The organism is Bacteroidales bacterium, assembly GCA_035299085.1.
GTDB lineage: Bacteria > Bacteroidota > Bacteroidia > Bacteroidales > UBA10428 > UBA5072.
In genome coordinates this window covers 250,595-270,731 of sequence record DATGXG010000024.1, presented here as the reverse complement: position 1 = coordinate 270,731, position 20,137 = coordinate 250,595, and the positions used below count along the sequence as shown (strand labels likewise).

15 protein-coding genes are annotated in these 20,137 nt (G+C 43.3%); 11 read left to right on the top strand and 4 right to left on the bottom strand.

Annotation, left to right across the window (positions count from 1 at the left end; genetic code table 11):
• Positions 1–83 precede the first annotated feature (83 nt).
• Positions 84–2,945 carry a TonB-dependent receptor gene (locus VK179_07480; GenBank protein HLO58566.1) on the bottom strand — a complete coding sequence of 954 codons (2,862 nt, stop codon included), beginning with the start codon at positions 2,943–2,945 and terminating at the stop codon, positions 84–86.
• 195 nt (positions 2,946–3,140) lie between these two features.
• On the opposite strand from VK179_07480, the gene VK179_07475 reads away from it, so the two are divergent.
• The 6 genes from VK179_07475 (at position 3,141) to radA (ending at position 8,405) form a co-directional block, all read left to right on the top strand.
• Positions 3,141–3,998, top strand: a complete 858-nt coding sequence (locus VK179_07475; protein ID HLO58565.1) for a UDP-2,3-diacylglucosamine diphosphatase — start codon at positions 3,141–3,143, stop codon at positions 3,996–3,998.
• On the top strand, positions 3,995–5,047 hold the full coding sequence (locus VK179_07470; GenBank protein HLO58564.1) for a glycosyltransferase family protein: 1,053 nt from the start codon (positions 3,995–3,997) through the stop codon (positions 5,045–5,047). Before VK179_07475 ends, VK179_07470 begins: the two co-directional genes overlap by 4 nt.
• Before the next feature lie 288 nt (positions 5,048–5,335).
• Positions 5,336–6,166: a pantoate--beta-alanine ligase gene (gene panC, locus VK179_07465; protein HLO58563.1), complete on the top strand. Its 831-nt coding sequence runs from the start codon at positions 5,336–5,338 to the stop codon at positions 6,164–6,166.
• An 8-nt stretch (positions 6,167–6,174) separates the two neighbouring features.
• On the top strand, positions 6,175–6,525 hold the full coding sequence (panD, locus tag VK179_07460; protein ID HLO58562.1) for an aspartate 1-decarboxylase: 351 nt from the start codon (positions 6,175–6,177) through the stop codon (positions 6,523–6,525).
• A 9-nt stretch (positions 6,526–6,534) separates the two neighbouring features.
• Positions 6,535–7,026 (top strand): D-glycero-beta-D-manno-heptose 1-phosphate adenylyltransferase, encoded by a 492-nt coding sequence (gene rfaE2 / locus VK179_07455; protein ID HLO58561.1) that lies wholly within the window; start codon positions 6,535–6,537, stop codon positions 7,024–7,026.
• Positions 7,026–8,405, top strand: coding sequence for a DNA repair protein RadA (radA, locus tag VK179_07450; protein ID HLO58560.1), 1,380 nt, complete (start codon positions 7,026–7,028; stop codon positions 8,403–8,405). Before rfaE2 ends, radA begins: the two co-directional genes overlap by 1 nt.
• A gap of 537 nt (positions 8,406–8,942) precedes the next feature.
• On the opposite strand, the gene VK179_07445 is transcribed toward radA, so the two are convergent.
• Positions 8,943–11,294 carry a transglycosylase domain-containing protein gene (locus VK179_07445; protein HLO58559.1) on the bottom strand — a complete coding sequence of 784 codons (2,352 nt, stop codon included), beginning with the start codon at positions 11,292–11,294 and terminating at the stop codon, positions 8,943–8,945.
• A 103-nt stretch (positions 11,295–11,397) separates the two neighbouring features.
• On the opposite strand from VK179_07445, the gene topA reads away from it, so the two are divergent.
• Together topA and VK179_07435 are read left to right on the top strand one after the other, a co-directional pair.
• Positions 11,398–13,710 (top strand): type I DNA topoisomerase, encoded by a 2,313-nt coding sequence (gene topA / locus VK179_07440; protein ID HLO58558.1) that lies wholly within the window; start codon positions 11,398–11,400, stop codon positions 13,708–13,710.
• The gene (locus tag VK179_07435) at positions 13,710–14,855 is read left to right on the top strand and encodes a formimidoylglutamase (GenBank protein HLO58557.1); all 1,146 of its coding nucleotides are present in this window, start codon (positions 13,710–13,712) and stop codon (positions 14,853–14,855) included. Before topA ends, VK179_07435 begins: the two co-directional genes overlap by 1 nt.
• A gap of 123 nt (positions 14,856–14,978) precedes the next feature.
• Here VK179_07435 and VK179_07430 read toward each other — a convergent pair whose 3' ends face one another.
• Positions 14,979–15,353 carry a DUF1987 domain-containing protein gene (locus tag VK179_07430; protein ID HLO58556.1) on the bottom strand — a complete coding sequence of 125 codons (375 nt, stop codon included), beginning with the start codon at positions 15,351–15,353 and terminating at the stop codon, positions 14,979–14,981.
• A 118-nt stretch (positions 15,354–15,471) separates the two neighbouring features.
• Between VK179_07430 and VK179_07425 the strand changes: the two genes are divergently transcribed.
• From VK179_07425 to glmS, 3 genes are all read left to right on the top strand, one after another.
• On the top strand, positions 15,472–16,125 hold the full coding sequence (locus VK179_07425) for a cyclase family protein (GenBank protein HLO58555.1): 654 nt from the start codon (positions 15,472–15,474) through the stop codon (positions 16,123–16,125).
• A 163-nt stretch (positions 16,126–16,288) separates the two neighbouring features.
• Positions 16,289–17,107, top strand: coding sequence for a glycogen/starch synthase (locus VK179_07420; GenBank protein ID HLO58554.1), 819 nt, complete (start codon positions 16,289–16,291; stop codon positions 17,105–17,107).
• Between the two features lie 28 nt (positions 17,108–17,135).
• The gene (gene glmS / locus VK179_07415; GenBank protein ID HLO58553.1) at positions 17,136–18,971 is read left to right on the top strand and encodes a glutamine--fructose-6-phosphate transaminase (isomerizing); all 1,836 of its coding nucleotides are present in this window, start codon (positions 17,136–17,138) and stop codon (positions 18,969–18,971) included.
• 109 nt (positions 18,972–19,080) lie between these two features.
• On the opposite strand, the gene rfbB is transcribed toward glmS, so the two are convergent.
• Positions 19,081–20,136, bottom strand: coding sequence for a dTDP-glucose 4,6-dehydratase (gene rfbB / locus VK179_07410; GenBank protein HLO58552.1), 1,056 nt, complete (start codon positions 20,134–20,136; stop codon positions 19,081–19,083).
• Between the last annotated feature and the right edge of the window lies 1 nt (position 20,137).

Below are 20,137 nucleotides of genomic sequence, written 5' to 3'. Positions count from 1 at the left end.
TGAAGTTTGAAGTATGAAATTTGAAATTTGAGGTTTGGGGTTTGGAGTTAACGTCAAACCATAAACTTCAAACCTCAAACGTTTTATAGACTCAGTGTGAGTCCTGCTGTGAATGAACTGCTGGGCTTGTACACCTGGGTTCTCTGTACCCGTTTTGCCGTGCTTTCCGATACACCCGGGATCAGCTGGATTCTTTCATTCTGTCTTAATTCTACAGGCTGATTGAAGAGATCTTTGATTCCCAGTCGGAAGGTCAGGTTTTTCCCTACCTTTTTATTCACCGTAACATCAATCAGGTTGCGGGGCATCTGTATAACATGCGGTTCATCGATATCTCCGACAAACATTAGCCTCGGACCGATTACATTATACAATACGCTGATCATTAAACCCTTCCCTGGATTATCGTAGAACAGGCCGGTATTGATGATATAAGGCGACTGTCCCTGCATTTGCCTTACTTTTTCACGGGCGTTTGCTTCGTTGGAGTGCAATTCACTTTTAATGAATGCGGCATTGAAAACAACTACCATATGCCTGAGCATGCGCAATAAATTATCGCTGCTTTCGAAATTGCTGAACGATTTGCGCATATCGATCTCCACTCCGTAGCTGGCTGCTTCTGAAGCATTATCGTAAGTGTAATTCCTGCCAGAACCAGCCTCCTTCAAATGGGCTTCGATGGGATTTGAAAAGTGTTTATAAAAACCTCCCAGGGTGATTATATCCCCGTTCAATGACGGGAAAAGCTCATAACGTAAATCCACATTTTGTATATAGGAGTTCTTCAGTTCAGGATTTCCGTAAATGGTTGCTTTTTCCTCGAAATCATAATAGGATTGCAGTGAGATTTCCCTGAACTCGGGCCGGTTTATAGTACGGCCATAAGCGAAACGAACAAGAGACCGGTCTGTGATATTGTAAGACAAGTTCAGGGATGGAAAGAAATCGGTGAAGTCATTATTTACTCTATAGGATTGATTGTTTACATCAAGGCCCTTAAGTTCCTGCCTGTTCTTTTCAATTCTCACACCGCCATAGATCTTTAATTTTCCAAGGGGAATATCAATGCCTGCATACGATGCAAAAAGATGATTCGCGGCATTGTAAGAGTCGGTCGGATTGGTTGACTCATCAATCTTAAGTCCGTCATTATAATTGATGTTTTTGTCCTGGAAAACCGTATCAATGGGTTGTGCGCTCAGAGCCCAGTTAAAGTGCATTATATTTGAAATGGCAAATCCGATATTGCGGGCCGTAAAATCACGGGCTTTTTCTTCAATAAGGACCCCGGCGCGTATATCGGGATTAATGTTTCCTATTATGATTTTATGGGTATAATTTACGGCACCCACATAAATGTTCTCATGGTTTGTGAGATATAGCCTGCCAATCATCTTAGGATCAGCATTGAAATTAAATGATAGCATATACTTACCCGTATACTCATCCCGGTTCATTTCAAGACGGCGGATATCCGGCTGGAGTTTATTGGTATAACTGTATCCGACTGTCCAGTTCAACTGACTTTTGCTGTCTCTGAAGTTAAAGTTTCCGCCTAGCTGTCCTGAATAAATTGAACGCGACTGAAAACTCAATTCGGTGCCGGCTTTATCGAGACCTCCGTAATAATCTCTTCCTACGCGCTGCATCGTTTGTTTATCGCTGTACTGGTTGAAGAAATTCCTGAATTCTATTTTCTGATTGTTTCCGAAGACAAATACCCAGTTAAACAGCCCGTTTAACTTTGTTTTGGTTGAATAGATGTCATCATTAAACCGATAGGATGTATCCGGCTGATCCAGTTTAACATTATAAGCCTGGTAGCCTGCCCTGAACACCTGGCGGAACTGATCTCCGGTTGAATAACCAAGTGAAGTCAGGTTACCGATTGAGATTTTGCCAAGCAGAAATTTATGGTTGAAAGTAATTCCCAATGATTGATCAGGTATACCTCTTCTTTTTTCAGGTGTCCATGTTTTACTGAAGGCCTGTCCCAATACAGTCAGTTTGGCTTTGTCAGCATCATCAGGGGCATCGGCAAGTTGCCTGAATTCCTGAGGTGTTTTCGGAAAGCCGGCCGGGAGAGCCCGTGTTCCATCATCATAACCCAGCCAGTCGGTTTTTCCGCCGTTGTATGAATAGTAATCCTTAAATGTGGTATTATACCTGTAGCCGGTACCGTAGGAAATATCTATGCTGTTTTTATCGATTATGTTTTTTGTCTGTATCTGAACCATGGCACCTGCAAAGTCGGCAGGCAATTCAGGTTCAGCGGTTTTATAAAGAACAAGATTATCAATGAGAGAAGCAGGAAGCATATCAAATGAAAATGCCTTCCGATCAGATTCAGAGCTGGGTGCACTTACATTATTCAGGCTTACTACGTTATACCTCTCATCCAGTCCCCTCACATTGATAAACCTTCCGTCTCTTACTGTAACACCGGGAACCCTTGAGACCACTTCCGATGCATCCTTATCCTGTGACCTGGCTATTTGTTGTTTTGAAATTCCGTTTGCCACCACACTGCTGACCTTGAGGTTGGATATCAAAGCCATTTCAGTATCGTTTCTCTTGCTTGCGGTAACTTTAACCGCATCCACTTCTACAGATGATGGTTTCAGCTTTATGTCCAGAACAGTGGATCCATTAACAGAAACCCGCTGGATTACCTGTTCATAGGAAACATAGCTGACCACTATATTGTAGTTGCCTTTACTTAGATCTTTCAGACTGTAATTACCGTCAATGTCAGTGATTGTCCCTTCCGTAGTGCCCTGCACCATTACAGTTGCCCCAATCAGGGTTTCACCTGTTTCGGAATCCGTTATCTGACCTTTAAGTTCTCCTGACTGTCCCATTGTATAATTGCACATAACAACGGAAAGCATAATAAATACAGTCTTTTTATAGCGCTCAACAATAGTGTAGATTTTCTTCATATTTCAATTGCTCAAGGTTATTGGTAATTTATGAGCAAAAGTAGAAGGGGCATTTTACCTTACTGTTACAGAACTTCTATGATTCGGTTAAATTACGGTTAAGGCAGCGTTAAGAAGGTATGTTAACAATAACTTAATTTTCCTGTAATGCTGTTGTAATGGCTTCTGTATTCCTTTGTACTTAAGTAAAATAAAATGAAGGAAAAAAAGCGAAAGGTCGACCTGGTTGTAATATCGGATGTACACCTCGGAACCTATGGATGCCGTGCTGACCGTTTACACGATTACCTGCAGCACATCAAACCGAAAATTCTGGTTTTAAACGGGGATATTGTTGATGTATGGCAATTCTCCAAAAGATATTGGCCCAAAGCCCATATGAAAGTGATCAAGGATGTTATTAGCATGGCTGCTAAAGGCACGCAGGTATATTATATAACAGGGAATCACGATGAAATACTTCGCAAATTTGCGGGACTTAAACTTGGGAGCATTGAAATCACAAACAAACTTGAATTGATCCTCGACGGAAACAAGACCTGGTTTTTTCACGGGGATGTTTTCGATGTATTAATGCAAAATTCAAGATGGATTGAAAAAGCAGGAGCTATTGGATATGATTTTCTAATCCTGGTCAACGTAATGGTAAACTTTTTTACCCGGTTATTTGGCAAAAAGCGGGTTTCCATTTCCAAAAAAATCAAGGAAAACGTTAAGACAGCGGTAAAATATATCAGCCGGTTTGAAATCACTGCTGCCAGGCTTGCCCTAAAGAACGGATTCCACGCTATTGTGTGCGGGCATATTCACCAGCCGGAAATCAGGCAAATTTCTCTTGATAACTGTTCCATCGTATATATGAATTCAGGCGACTGGATTGAAAATCTGACCTCCCTTGAATATAATGAGGGTGAATGGTGTGTTCACAGGCATCCGGATGAAACACAAAAGAACACACTGTTAATTGAAGAGGATGTTGATGAAAGCCTTGTTGAAATGGACAATAAGGAGGTCTTCAAAATGGTGATGAAGGAATTTCAGATACAATCATGAAAATACTATATGCCGTGCAGGGCACAGGTAATGGCCATGTAAGCCGGGCCCGGGAGATCATACCACTACTGAGAAAACGTTGTGAAACCGATGTATTAATCAGTGGTGACCAGGCCAATCTCAGCTTACCCTTTGAGCCTGAGTTCAGATTACATGGATTGACCTTTGCTCATGGCAAAAAAGGAGGAATCGATTTCTCAAAAACCTATAAAAAGGCAAATGTCAGGAGGTTCATGGAAGAAATCAATAGTTTGCCCGTTAAGGATTATGATTTTGTTTTAAATGATTTTGAACCAGTGTCAGCATGGGCTTGCTATAAGAAGAAAGTACCCTGTATTGCCCTCAGTCATCAGTCTGCCCTGCTTGACAGTGGTATTCCCAAACCGGATCATAAAGACCCGATAGGCAGTTTTATTCTTAAAAATTATGCTCCGTCAGGATATTACTTTGGGTTGCACTTCAGCCGCTATTCAAAACAACTATTCACGCCGATTATCCGGAAAGAGATCAGGGAAGCATCCAAGGTGAATAAAGGCCATTATACAGTCTATCTTCCGGCCTACGATGATAACTTCCTTCTTGAATATCTCGGAAGAATTTCCGATATTAAATTTCAAATATTCTCGCCGGTTATAGCAAAGCCTTATGTTAAAGATAACATAGAAATCAGGCCCGTTGACAGCCGGTCCTTCACTCAAAGCATCGTTTCCTGTGAGGGTATTTTATGCGGTGCGGGGTTTGAAACTCCGGCTGAGGCGCTTTTCCTGGGTAAGAAGTTATTGGTAGTTCCCATGAAAAATCAATATGAGCAGTTTTTTAACGCAGCAGCTTTAAAGTCAATGGGGGTACCGGTTGTTAAAAAACTTACAAAATCTAAATTTGAAAGAATCTGTGAATGGATTGTTCAAGATTACAAAATTGAAGTCACCTATCCCGATGTAACTGAAAAAATAATTAACCGCATTTTTGAAATGTACGTGGATGGAAATTTTGAAGGCTTTAAATCACCCCGGAAGTTTAAAATGATTCCTTCGAAAAAACTACTCTGACCTAAAACTTAACATTACTGAAACATTAATGTAACATACAGATAGTAAATTTACTACAATCTGAATCTTACTATGAAAAAGTATTGGTTAAGATTGATGCACAGTTTCTCTGTTTATAAAGAAGATCTGAAATGGCTTTTACTTATAGGCATTCCATCAGGAATTCTATGTGTTATAACGGCCGACTGCCTGAATTCTCCAAAATTGTTCTGATTCCCCCCATACTGAGATTGACCATTAAATTTCTCTTATCTTTGCACCCGGAGCAGAGATATGGAAATCACTTACATGAAAGATATCCTGGCCGCCCAGGTAAGGGATATCAGAGAATCGGGCAAAACAATAGGTTTTGTCCCTACAATGGGTGCACTGCATAACGGACATATATCATTGGTGCAGCGCAGTAAAAAGGAAAATGATATTACAATCGCCAGCATTTTTGTAAATCCAACGCAGTTTAATGACAAGGATGACCTGAAACGGTATCCCCGTATGCCTGAAAAAGACAGCGCCATGCTGGAAGCAGCCGGTTGTGACATTGTTTTCATTCCCGATGAAAAGCAAGTTTATCCTGAACCGGATACACGCATATTTGATTTCGGTGGACTTGAAAAGGTAATGGAAGGGAAGCACCGGCCCGGTCATTTTAACGGCGTGGCACAGGTGGTAACCCGGTTGTTTGACATGGTGAAACCTCACCGGGCTTATTTTGGCATCAAGGATTTTCAGCAGCTTGTTATCATCCGGTATGTGGTCAAAACTTTACATTACCCCGTTGAAATAGTGGCATGTCCCATTATCCGGGAACCGGATGGACTGGCCATGAGCTCGCGCAATATGTTGCTCAGTGCCGATGAAAGAAAAACGGCACTTATTTTATCGAAATCACTTTTTGAAGCGCGTGAGTTGAAAAGCAACCATGATCCGGTCGAAATAGTGAGTCATGTAACGGATAAAATAAATGCAACACCGGGTATCGACCTTGAATATTTTGAAATTGTGAACGGATCCACCCTTCTGCCTGTCAGCGCCTGGGAAGGCGAGGACAATATAACAGGCTGCATTGCCGCACGGGTAGGCAAAATCCGGCTGATCGACAATATTAATTTTTCTTTGTAAATTTAACTATGCAAATTGAAATCCTTAAATCGAAAATACATCGCGTAACTGTAACCGAGGCCAATCTCAATTATATGGGAAGCATCACCATTGATGAGGATTTGATGGATGCTTCAAACCTGATTGAGAATGAAAAGGTGCAGGTTGTTAATATTAACAACGGAGAGCGACTTGAAACCTATGTAATAAAAGGTCAGAGGGGATCGGGCGTAATATGTCTTAACGGCCCTGCCGCACGCCGGACCTGTGTGGGTGATGTTGTAATTATCATGTCGTATGCCTCCATGGATTTTGAAGAGGCTAAACGATTCAAGCCCCGGATTGTTCTCCCTGATACGAACACAAATAAAGTAAAATAAACCACCACCATGCCCCGCCTTAACGCAGTATATGAAAAAATTCTATCGGGAGAAGCGCTTGATCGCTGGTTAAGAGTTACATCGTTCAGACGTAAGTCGGTTGTTTTTACAAACGGATGCTTTGATATACTGCACAGCGGGCATATCCAATACCTGGCTAAAGCATCCTCCATGGGTGATTTCCTGTTTATAGGCCTAAATACGGATGCATCCGTGAAAAAACTGAAAGGTCCCGATCGTCCTTACCAGGATGAGAACACCAGGGCGCTCGTTCTGGCAGCCCTTGGATTTGTGACGGCAGTGGCCCTTTTTGACGAAGAGACCCCATATAATCTGATCAGCAAAGTGCAGCCTGATGTTCTTGTAAAGGGCGGCGATTACAAGGTGGAAGATATCGTGGGGTACGATATTGTTAAGGCTAAAGGCGGAAAAGTACTTACTATACCGTTTGTTGAAGGTTTTTCAAGCTCGAATATTATCAATAAAATCAGGAGTACCTGATGGCCAAGGCAAAAACTGTTTTTGTCTGCCGTAACTGCGGGTTTGAAGCCCCGAAATGGGTAGGCAAATGTCCGTCATGCAATCAATGGAACTCTTTTTCGGAGGAAGCCATTGTAAAAACAAGTGCCGTTGCTGACAGTCCGTTTTTCAGCAGCGGTGGCGGTGCCCCCGTTAAGCTTCATGAAGTAGATTCTAAAAGTCAGCCCAGGTTTGACACACAAACTGCAGAATTAAACCGTGTTCTTGGTGGCGGACTTGTCAGGGGGTCCGTTATTCTAATAGGCGGCGAACCTGGAATCGGAAAATCAACCCTTGCTTTGCAGGTAGCGCTGGCCATGAGCAATTACAAGGTGCTGTATATCTCCGGCGAGGAAAGTATACAGCAGATCGGTATGAGGGCCGAACGAATAGGCCGTAAAAATGAAAACTGCTACGTACTGAGCGAAATTTCCCTGCAGTCGATTTTTAACCACCTACAGAACCTGAAGCCTGATATTCTGATTATCGATTCAGTACAGACACTTCAGGATGAGAGCCTTGAATCATCGCCCGGCAGCATATCTCAGATCAGGGAATGTGCCGGAAAGCTGATGAAATTTGCAAAAGAAACATCCACGCCTGTATTCCTGATCGGCCATATTACAAAAGATGGTACGCTGGCAGGTCCGAAAATCCTGGAGCACATTGTAGATACTGTTTTACTTTTCGAAGGCGACCAGCATTACATGTATCGTATTCTGAGGGCATCAAAAAACAGGTTTGGAGCCACGGCAGAACTTGGAATTTTTGAAATGCTGGATAACGGGTTGCGTGAGGTTGCCAATCCTTCGGAGGTACTTATCAATAAGAGCAATGAAGGATTAAGTGGCATTACAACAGCGGCCACCATTGACGGGATAAGACCGTTCCTGATAGAAGTTCAGGCACTTGTAAGCACAGCTGCCTACGGAACTCCCCAGCGGGTGTCTACCGGCTATGATGTTCGCAGGCTCAACATGCTGTTGGCTGTATTGGAGAGGAGGGCAGGGTTCAAGCTGGCTACGAGGGATGTGTTTCTGAACCTGGCAGGGGGATTACGGGTGACAGACCCGGCGCTTGACCTTGCAGTGATCGGGGCAGTGTTGTCGTCGGCTGTTGACAAGGCCGTGACAAAGAAAATGTGTTTCAGTGCGGAGGTTGGCCTATCCGGCGAAATCCGTCCCGTCACTCGTATTGAAAACCGCATCCGCGAAGCCGGACGGCTTGGCTTTACAGCCGTAATGGTCTCGGGAGCATACGAAAGAATAAATATACCTGAAAAGGAGAAAGTTTCTGTGCTAAAGGTTAATCGAGTTGAGGAAGCAGTGCAATATCTCTTTAAGACCACCGATAGTATATAGTATAAAACATAGCATTTGATCGGGGGCTTCGCCCCGAACCCCACTTCATTCTTTTTCTTGATAAAAAGAACGAAGCAAGAAAAATCAAGACAAAACGACTCCCAACGCGCTCTGCCGCATGTCAAGAATTTCTAAAAAAGTGTCGCAAGCTCCTTTTTTGAAATTCTATGCCATGCGACATTCACAGCCACGTCTCCTAAGCGTTTTGTCATGGCCAGCCCACGGTGCTTTTATTGTCGGAGTGGTTTTATAAATTAAACAGTGAGATGGTTTTAATGACTATCCTTTTCGTTAAACTTAGAGATCACGCCAATGGACCGGAATGTCCGCCTCTGAAAAAACGCGTTAAAAAAATTAATTCACAAAGCGTTAAGAAAGAAAAGCTGTCTGAGCCCGATTCCTGCGGGCGAATTCTTTTCTTTTAGCGCAGTGAATTAATTTTTAGCGATTTTTTCAGCAGCGGCGGCATTTTTTGGCTACTTTTTTTTGCTGCAGAAAAAAAGTAGCTCAGGGTTCGGGGTGAAACCCCGATGAGCACTACTCTACCCACTCATTCTCCCAATACCCCTCATCAGCGCCCTGGGCGTTGACGTCGTTGCAGTTGGGGATCGGAGGCATGCCTGGGGGGACTTCAAAAACATCCTGCTGGGTTATGCCCAGTGTTTTATCGGCGTAAACCCGCTTCATGAATTCGGCATAAATGGGCAGTGCCATAGTGGCGCCCTGTCCCATTGTCATGTAATCAAAGTGCACCGAACGGTCTTCGGCGCCAACCCAGCAACCGGCTACCAGTTTAGGTGTTATGCCAATCATCCAGCCGTCGGAATGGTTCTGCGTGGTTCCTGTTTTCCCGGCCATTTCAGCAGTGAAATTATAGCGATATCTTAGACGGACAGCGGTACCAAAATTTACAACCCCTTCCATCAGGTTAAGCATCAGGTAAGCGGTTTGTTCATTGATGGCTTCGGTGCGCTCGGGCTTGAATTCAGCCAGCACGTTGCCATTTTTGTCCTCAATACGGGTAATGTATACGGGGTTGGTATGCATGCCTTTATTGGCAAAAGTGGCATACGATGCTACCATTTCTTCAACCGACATATCCGAAGTTCCATAAATCATTGAAGGTACCGGGTCGATGTAACTGGTTATTCCCATTTTATGGGCGATATCGGCAATTGGCTGGGGATTGTACTGCTTTACAAGGTATGCGGAAATATTATTTTCCGATGTGGCAAGTCCCCACTTCAATGTTTTGAGCTGGTTCAGGTCTTTTTTGGGACTGCTGCTTTTGGGTTCCCAGATGCCAATCGTATCTTTCGTTATGAATGTCTGCTTTATGTTCAATACCTGGTCGCAGGGTGTTTTTCCCTCCTGCATGGCAAGAATGTAGAGGAAAGGCTTAAAGGTTGATCCTGCCTGCCGTTTCCCCTGGGTCACCTGGTCGTATTTAAAGCTTGCAAAATCAATACCTCCCACATACGCTTTGACATTGCCTGTGGTGGGTTCAATAGCCATAAAACCGGTACGCAGGAGAGTTTTGTAATACCTGAGGGAATCATAGGGCGACATGGTGGTGTCAATTGGACCTCTCCAGCTGAATACCCTCATCTCAACCGGTTTTTTAAAAACCTTCATTATGGCGGATGAAGAAATTCCCTGGTCCTTCATCTTTTTACCCCTGTCTGAATTCATTACAGCGCGCCACATAATCCTGTCTATATCCTTATCTGAAAGATCAGATGAAAAAGGCGCCCGTTTGCTTTTTCTCTTTTCTTTAAAAAAGGCGGGTTGCAGGAAATTAGCAAGGTGTTCCCGTACAGCTTCTTCAGCGTACTGTTGCATTTTGGAATTAACGGTGGAATAGATTTTTAACCCGTCGGTAAAAAGGTTGTATGGTTTTCCGTCGGGTTTCTTATTTTTATTGCACCAGCCGTACATCGGATCGTTCATCCATTTGAGCGAATCCTGCTTATACACTGTGTAATCAAAATAGTCTTTCCGCCTGGGTTCTTTTGCCAGTAAGGTTCTTTGAATGTACGCCCTGAAATAGGTGGCAAGTCCCTGGTCATGTGAGATTCGCTGAAATTTCATTTCGAGGGGCAGCCCCTTCAGTGAATCCGCCTGTTCGGTAGTGAGATAATTCATTTTTCTCATCTGGTTCAGCACCACATTCCGGCGAAGTTTTACCCGTTGCCGTTTATTTGAATCGTTCGGATTAAAATAAGCAGGGTTCTTAGCCATACCCACCAGCATGGCGCTTTGCTCTATATTCAGCGAGTCGGGAACTGTACTGAAATATACCTGTGCGGCTGATTTTATTCCGGCGGCTTCATTCACAAAATCACACTGGTTGAAATACATGGTGATGATTTCTTCCTTTGTATATGCCTTCTCAAGCCTGACTGCAATGATCCATTCCTTAATTTTCTGAAATCCCCGTCCGATTGTAGTTTTTGGGGGCTCATGAAAGAGCATTTTGGCCAGCTGTTGGGTAATCGTACTTCCGCCTCCCGAATTTTTCTGCATCAGCAGCACACTTTTGATCACCATACGGGCAATACCTTTGGCGTCAACACCCGAGTGACTGTAGAAACGTTTGTCTTCGGTTGCCAGCAATGCTTTTACAAGGTGCGGGGGTAGTTCATCATAATCCACATACGAGCGATTCTGGTTACTGTAATAAAAAGAACCGATCACTTTTCCGTCTTCTGAAATTAACTGAGAAGCAAGGTTTATTTTTGGATTTTCAAGTGCTTTAACATCAGGCATATAACCAAGGGCTCCAAATGCGGCAAGCAGAAGCAATAACGCAAGGAGAGCGAACGGAGCCGTAAATATCACCCAAAAATATTTATTAAACTTTTTCCTGTCGATATTAGTTGTATTCATAGAAATATTACAGTGAAGACGGTAAAAATAGCAATTATTTGATTTAAAATTTTGAACTTAGAGCCATAATTGATTTATTTGCACCGTCATAAACGTTTATGTAATGATTAACAATCTGGTAATAGTCGAGTCACCTGCAAAAGCAAAAACCATTGAAAAATTCCTGGGAAAGGATTTCACGGTTAAGTCGAGCATGGGTCACATTCGGGATTTATCAAAGGAGGATCTGGGCATTGACATCAATAACAATTTTAAGCCCCGGTATATTGTTCCTGAGGATAAAAAAAAGACGGTTGCCGATTTAAAAGATTCCGTAAAAAAAGCAGCCACTGTTTGGCTTGCATCTGATGAGGACCGCGAGGGTGAGGCCATTGCATGGCACCTGGCCGAAGAACTTAAGCTGGATAAGGAAAACACACGCAGGATCGTGTTTCACGAGATCACCAAGGAAGCCATTCTGCACGCCGTAGAGAATCACCGAAAAATTGATCAGAATCTTGTAAATGCCCAGCAGGCCAGGCGCATCCTTGACCGGCTTGTGGGCTTCGAAATATCACCGGTGCTTTGGCGAAAGGTGAAACCGCAACTGTCGGCCGGCCGTGTTCAGTCTGTTGCCGTAAGGCTGATTGTGGAACGTGAGCGTGAGATCATTCAGTTTAAAAGCACTTCATCATATCGTATTTCAGCAGTTTTCGAAGTACAGGATAAAGATAAGAAGCGCTACCAGCTTAAAGCCGAGCTTGATGAGCGTTTTTCGGATCACCGGAAGGCCCTTGAATTTGTTGAGCATTGTAAGAATGCCGATTTTGTCATTGAAGACATAACCCGTAAGCCTGCAAAAAAATCGCCTTCTCCGCCATTTACCACATCCACATTGCAGCAGGAAGCAAGCAGGAAGCTGGGCTATTCGGTTTCCCAAACCATGACGGTAGCCCAGAGACTGTATGAAGCCGGTTTGATAACCTATATGCGTACCGACTCGGTTAACCTGTCAAATACCGCCCTTGCAGGTTGTGAAGATATTATAATAAAAGAATTCGGCAAAGATTACCTTAACATACGAAATTACAAAACCAAAAGCAAAGGTGCCCAGGAAGCGCATGAAGCCATCAGGCCTGCTTATATGAATAAGCTGAGCATCGAAGGCAACAGCACTGAAAAAAGGCTTTATGAACTGATATGGAAAAGAACGGTGGCTTCGCAGATGAGCGATGCCCGTCTTGAAAAGACAACGGTTTCAATTAACGTTTCAGGAAAAAAACAAAAATTCGTTGCTGAAGGCGAAGTAATGAAATTCGACGGGTTCCTGAAGGTTTACCTTGAATCGACGGATGATGAAACCGAAGAAAAAGGTGATACCCTGTTACCGCCTCTTGAAAAGGGCATGAACCTGCCTTACCTGTCAGTGAATGCTACTGAACGGTTCACACATTATCCGCCGAGGTATACCGAGGCCAGTCTGGTTAAAAAACTTGAAGAACTGGGAATCGGCCGGCCTTCAACCTATGCTCCCACTATTTCAACAATCCAGCAAAGGGGATATGTGATGAAAGAGGAGCGGCCGGGAAAAGAACGAAAATACAATATAATCATACTCGAAAACGGGAAAGTAAGGGAAGCCGTCAATACCGAAATCACTGGTGCCGAAAAGGGAAAGCTTTTCCCCGACAATATCGGTATGCTGGTTAATGATTTTCTTGTAGGACAGTTTTCTGAGATCCTCGATTACAATTTTACGGCATCGGTTGAGAAGGAATTCGATGAAATAGCTGAAGGCAAAGCGAACTGGACCGACATGATCAAGCGGTTTTATAAGCCTTTTCATGAAAAAATCGAAGCTTCACTTGCCAAAAAAGAAGTGGCAAAACCCGAAAGAATGCTGGGAAACGATCCCGCCACCGGCAAGCCCGTGTTTGCCCGCATGGCAAGGTTTGGGGCGGTCGCCCAGATTGGTGAGACCAATGCAGAAGAGAAACCAAAATATGCCCAGTTAAGGAAAGGTCAGAATATAGAATCGATCACTCTTAAAGAAGCGCTTGATTTGTTTAAACTTCCACGGACAATAGGTGAATTTGAAGATAAGGAAGTAACCGTTTCAACCGGTCGTTTCGGACCTTATGTATTGCATAACTCAAAATTCTATTCCCTTCGCCGGGACGATGATCCCTATTCAATAGAACTCGACAGGGCCATAGAGATCATAAAGGAAAAACGCGAAAAGGACAGTAATAAGGTTATCAGCACCTTTAAGCAGGATCCGGAATTGTCGGTTTTGAACGGGCGATGGGGACCTTATATCAGCTATAAAAAAGAAAATTATAAAATTCCGAAAGGTTCAGATCCCAAAACACTTTCATTTGATGATTGCATGAACATCATAAAAGAGTCACCTGAGAAAAAGAAAAAGAAGAAGTAATGGATCTGAATCCATATTTTGAGCCGGTTTCCCTGGAAAGACATGCCGATTCAACCGGCGTAAGTGATATGATGTTTGGCCGTAATATCCGGATCAACACCGAAAGCAATCCGATAGATGAAATAAGCAATTACCAGGTTGCCCTGATTGGGGTGAATGAAGATCGCAATTCTTTCAACCAGGGTTGCTCCTCCTCTCCTGATCTTATCCGGGGAAAGCTTTACGAATTGTTCCGCATCAATGACAAGCTGAAAATAATTGATCTCGGGAACCTGAAAAAGACCACAAAACCGGATGACACCTATTTCGGACTCCGGGATGTGATGATCGACCTGCTGAATAACCAGGTTGTGGCCATTGTGATGGGGGGAAGCCAGGATTTGACCGGTGGAATTTTCATGGCTTTTGAACAGCGCTTTTCAAAGATAAATGTAGTTTCCATTGATTCGCGAATTGACCTGAATTATGGTTCGTTCGGATCCTTTACATGGAGTAACCCGGTAATTAACAGTCCGAGGTTATTCCGCTATACCAATCTTGGTCATCAGCAATACCTCGTTGATCCGGGGCACAATGAAAAGCTGGAAGCAAAAGGATTTGATGCCGTAAGGCTCGGTGCATTGCGATCAAATATTACGATGGCTGAGCCTTTTCTTAGGGATGCCCATCTTGTAAGTATTGATGTGGCTGCCATAAAGCAATCCGATTCACCGGGAACACGTTTTGCCTCGCCTAATGGTATACTTGCCGAGGAGGTCTGCCAGTTATCACGGTATGCTGGTTTAAGTGACCTTGTTTCATGCTTTGGAATTTTTGAGGTGAACAGCAAATATGACCAGAATAATCAGACTGTGCAGCTGGCTTCGCAGGCTATTTGGTATTTTATTGAAGGATTTTCTCAGCGTCGCAAGGAAAGGCCGGCACAGAATCATGCCGATTTTAAAGTTTTCCTCGTCAATCACAGCGATATGGAACATGCTCTGACCTTTTATAAAAGCCAGGTGACAGGTCGATGGTGGATGGAAATTCCGGATATGAAAACGGGGGAGCAGATACTGGTCGCCTGTTCGCAGGATGAATACCAGCAGGCTCTCAATCATGATATTCCTGAAATGTGGTGGAAAGCTTTTCAGCGCATAAACTGAAGCGTTGAAACAGAAATAAGGTTGCGGGAAACGAGGTAGAAATTACGGGGCCGTTGGTTTGGTTTTGGTCTTTAGGCGGCTATAGATAATTCTTACTCATTCAATCCTTATCGCCATTATTTATCAGGCTGCTTCTGAATATTCGTGATACCTGAATTCAGCTTTCTCCAGAAGATCTTCAAAAATCTGGCCGCTCTCAAGAGCATCTTCATCATCTGCTTCATAATGCCAGTTAATAATGAAGGTCTCCACACAGTCATTTCTGTCAATTGTTCTGAGCATTTCAAGGAGCTTCTTTGATGAAGCGCTGTTGAGGTATTCAAGGTTGAGGTCAAGTCGTATCACTTCAGCCTCAAGTTCCTTTACCCATTGAATAAGAGGATCATAGAACCTGGAAACATTTTCAGGCAATGAGCGGCCTTCAATGAGCAATCTGCCGTCTGCTGTGAATCTTACCGCAGGAGTAGATGTTGTTGGTTCAAAATTAAGATTAGTCATGTTTAGTTATTTGTGTGTGTTTGTCATTGTTTACGCATAAGATTCAAATAAGATATGATCTTATGACGAAAACCTTATTTCAATTGACTATTTTAGTCTGACAAGAAGTAAAATGAATATGGCACTTTATAAAAAGCTTTTTAAGGTGACGGATCTATCTCATACAATAGCAAATGGTATGCCGGTTTTTCCCGGGTCGGATCAGATTGCCCTGGAATCCATTGCTAATTCGTCTTCCGACGGTTATAACGAGCTTAAACTTGAGATAACAGGGCACACAGGTACACACCTTGATTGCGCACTCCATATGTTTGACAATGGCTTTGACTGTGAGTCGGCTTCACCGGCGCAGTTTACCGGAGCGGGGATAGTAATCGACTGCAGGGATTGTGCGCGGATCATCACCCGCAGAGTAATTCAGTCATATCAGAAACGCATTAAAAAAGTTGAGTTTGTTCTTTTATATACCGGATGGGACCAGTTATGGGGTAATCCCAGATATTTCGAAGATTTTCCGGTGCTGGAGGAAGAAGCTGCCGATTTTCTTACCGGCTTTAAGCTGAAAGGGATCGGTGTTGATGCACCCAGCTTTGACCCTGTTCATTCTTCAGCGTTGCCTGTGCATCATCATATCTTATCAAAAGGGATTCTGCTTATTGAAAATCTGACCGGCATGGATAAAATTGCGGACAGCCGGTTTGTTTTCAGCTGTTTCCCGCTGAAAATACACAAGGGTGACGGCTCTCCCGTAAGAGCTGTAGCGATTCAATAGCCCCGACCTTAAGGGGGAATATAAAATATTGGTCTATCCCTTACCCCGGGCTAAAGACAGGGGCAAGTCAACCTTAATTCACAAACATTTAACTCTGAGTTGTAAATTGTTAAGTTATTTCATAATTTTGTAAGAATTTTCAAAAAACCAGCTGAAGAACTAAATGACAGGGACTAAGGTTCTTTATGTTTCCCAGGAAATAACGCCTTACCTTCCGGAATCCGAAATGTCCGTTATCGGAAGGAGTCTGCCACAGGCAATACAGGAAAAAGGCAGGGAAATAAGGACATTCATGCCAAAATATGGATGTATCAACGAAAGAAGGAACCAGCTTCACGAAGTTATCAGACTTTCCGGGATGAACATCATCATAGATGATACCGATCATCCGCTGATCATCAAGGTTGCCTCTATCCAGGCAGCCCGTATGCAGGTGTATTTTATCGACAACGATGATTATTTTCAACGGAAATTCCTTTTTGCTGACGATAAAGGTGAATACTTTGATGACAATGACGAAAGAGCCATTTTTTTCGCCCGGGGAGTACTTGAAACAGTAAAAAAGCTGCAATGGCCTCCTGATATCATTCATTGCCACGGTTGGTTTGCAGGATTGCTTTCTTTGTACATTAAACGGATGTATAACGAAGATCCGGTTTTCAGGAAATCCAGAGTGGTGGTTTCACTTTATGACCAGGAGTTTACCAGGCCGTTGAACAAAGCTTTTAAAAAGAAACTTTCAATGGACGGTATACCCGAAGAGGATCTTAAAGTGGTGGACAATCCCGACTATGTTAATTATTGCAAACTTATTGCCAATATGTCCGACGGCCTGATTATAGGCAGTAAAGAGATAAATAAGGATGTCATTAAATACATTGAAAAATCGGGTAAAAACTTATTACCTTACCAGAATGGTGAATCCTATGTAGATGCCTACTCGGCGTTTTATGATAAAGTTCTGGAAGATTCACATAAATAATTCCATAAATTCTTAAACCCTTTCAGATATGTGCGGAATAGTTGGTTATATAGGTTACAGGGATGCCTATCCTGTGCTTATTAACGGTCTTAAACGACTCGAATACCGTGGTTATGATTCAGCAGGCGTTTCAATACTTAATGATTCGGCACATATTTACAAGTGCAGGGGTAAAGTAAGCGATCTCGAAGATCATGTTTCAGGCCATCCGGTTGACGGTCATATTGGTATGGGACATACCCGCTGGGCAACACACGGAGAACCGAACGATATTAATGCTCACCCGCACAGGTCGTTTCACGGTAAATTCGTCATCATTCATAACGGCATTATCGAGAATTATGCCACTCTTAAAGAAAAACTGATTCTTGGAGGGTATGAATTTACCAGTCAAACCGACTCGGAAGTTCTTGTTAACCTTATTGAGTTCCTGTATACCCGCGGCCATGTGGATGCTGAAATGGCTGTAAGGCTGGCACTACTGCAGGTTGAAGGCGCATATGGAATTGTGGTTATGTGCACAGACGAACCTGACAAACTGATTGCAGCCAGGAAAGGCAGTCCGCTTGTTATAGGGGTGGGAAATGACGAATATTTCGTTGCATCCGATGCCACTCCCATTGTGGAATACACAAAGAGCGTCATATACCTGAACGACCAGAATGTGGCTGTGATCACGAAAGGTGAACTTGTTTTAAAGAACCTGAAGAATATTTCCCTTACTCCAAAAATCCAGGAAATCACATTGGATATCGGTGAAATCGACAAAGGCGGGTATGAGCATTTTATGCTTAAGGAAATATTTGAGCAACCCCGTTCAATCCATGATACATTCAGGGGAAGAGTCATTGAAAGTGAAAAAGACCTGAGGCTCGGCGGTTTGTTTAACCTGCTGCCCAAGCTTGTTGATGCAAAACGAATCATTATCATTGGTTGCGGAACGTCATGGCATGCAGGACTTGTAGGTGAATATTTACTTGAAGATCTTGCCCGGATTCCTGTTGAGGTTGAATATGCCTCTGAATTCCGTTACCGGAAACCGATTATCAATAAAAACGATGTAGTAATTGCCATCAGCCAGAGCGGTGAAACAGCTGACACGCTTGCCGCGATCAGGCTCGCCAGGGAGTCGGGTGCTCTCGTACTCGGAATCTGCAATGTGGTTGGTTCAAGCATTCCCCGTGAAACCGACGGAGGAGTGTACACCCATGCCGGGCCCGAAATAGGAGTGGCTTCAACCAAGGCTTTCACTGCACAGGTAACTGTTCTTGCCATGATGGCCATTCTCCTGGGAAAAAGGAGAAACACGCTGACCGATGAACAGTATCATCATTATATTAAGGAAATCCTGATGATTCCCGAGAAAATTGATGCCATTCTTAAACATGACAAACAAATGCGGCAGCTTGCCGATTTATACAAGAACGTCAACAATTTCCTGTACCTCGGAAGAGGATACCTTTTCCCCGTTGCCCTTGAAGGCGCGCTGAAGCTAAAGGAAATTTCCTATATACATGCTGAAGGTTACCCGGCAGCCGAGATGAAACACGGCCCGATTGCCCTTATTGATCAGAATATGCCGGTAATATTCCTGGCTACACGCGACAGCTCATATGATAAAATTATCAGTAATATCCAGGAAGTTAAGGCGCGCAAAGGGATTGTAATAGCAGTTGTAACTGAAGGAGATAAGACCATTAAAAATCTCGCCAGTCATATCATTGAAATTCCAGAATGTGATACAATTTTTTCACCTCTGCTGGCAGTCATACCCCTCCAGCTGTTATCGTATCATATTGCTGTAATGCGCGGGTGCAATGTGGATCAGCCCCGGAATCTTGCCAAGTCTGTGACGGTGGAGTAATTGTTTGACGCTTCGCTAGTTTGAAAGAAGTTTGAAAAAGAAGTTTGAAATAATTCGAACAATTTTAAACGATTTCGTTCAAACGATTTCGTTCAAACGATTTCAAACTTTACCGGTTACCGTATTGTTTCTCGTAATACTTCCCGTACTCCCCGTTAACCACATTGCGGAGCCATGCTTCGTTGGCAATATACCAGTTGACTGTCTTTTTTAAGCCTTCTTCGAACGTCAGCGTGGGTTGCCAACCCAGTTCTTTCCTGATCTTTGATGAATCAATTGCGTACCGTAAATCATGGCCTGCCCTGTCGGTAACATAAGTGATAAGCTTTTCCGAAGTTCCGGCCGGCCGGTTTAGTTTAGCATCCATTAACCGGCATAAAAGCCTTATCAGATCAATATTCTTCCATTCGTTATTTCCGCCTATCGCATAGGTTTCGCCAGTCTTTCCTTTATGAAAAACAGTGTCAATGGCGTTTGCATGATCCTCTACATACAGCCAGTCGCGGATATTTTCACCCTTTCCGTAAACAGGCACCGGATTGCTGTTTTTAATATTGTTGATGGCCAGTGGAATTAATTTCTCCGGGAACTGGTTGGGGCCATAATTATTAGAACAATTTGATATGACTACCGGCAGACCGTATGTGTTGTGATAAGCCCTTACAAGGTGATCGGAGCTGGCTTTCGAAGCCGAATACGGACTTCGGGGATCATAAGCTGTATTCTCAGTGAAAAAGCCTTCGGAACCCAGGGAACCGAATACTTCATCCGTTGAAATATGGTAAAACTTTTTACCGGTGAAATCATGCTTCCAGTTTTCTTTAGCCGCATGAAGAAGATTAACGGTTCCGATAATATTGGTGTGAATAAATTCAAGCGGATTGGTTATTGAACGGTCTACGTGCGATTCAGCGGCCAGGTGAATGATCCCTTCAACCGGATTGTGGCTGAAAATATCCCTGATTTCATCCTGCTTTGTAATATCGGCTTTAATAAACCGGTAATTCGGATATTTTTCAATATCGGCAAGGTTTTCAAGGTTGCCGGCATAGGTTAGGTTATCCACATTCAGGATGGTATAACCGGGATATTTCTTCACAAAAAGCCGCACCACATGAGAGCCTATAAATCCGGCACCTCCTGTAATGATTATCATTTTAGTCATG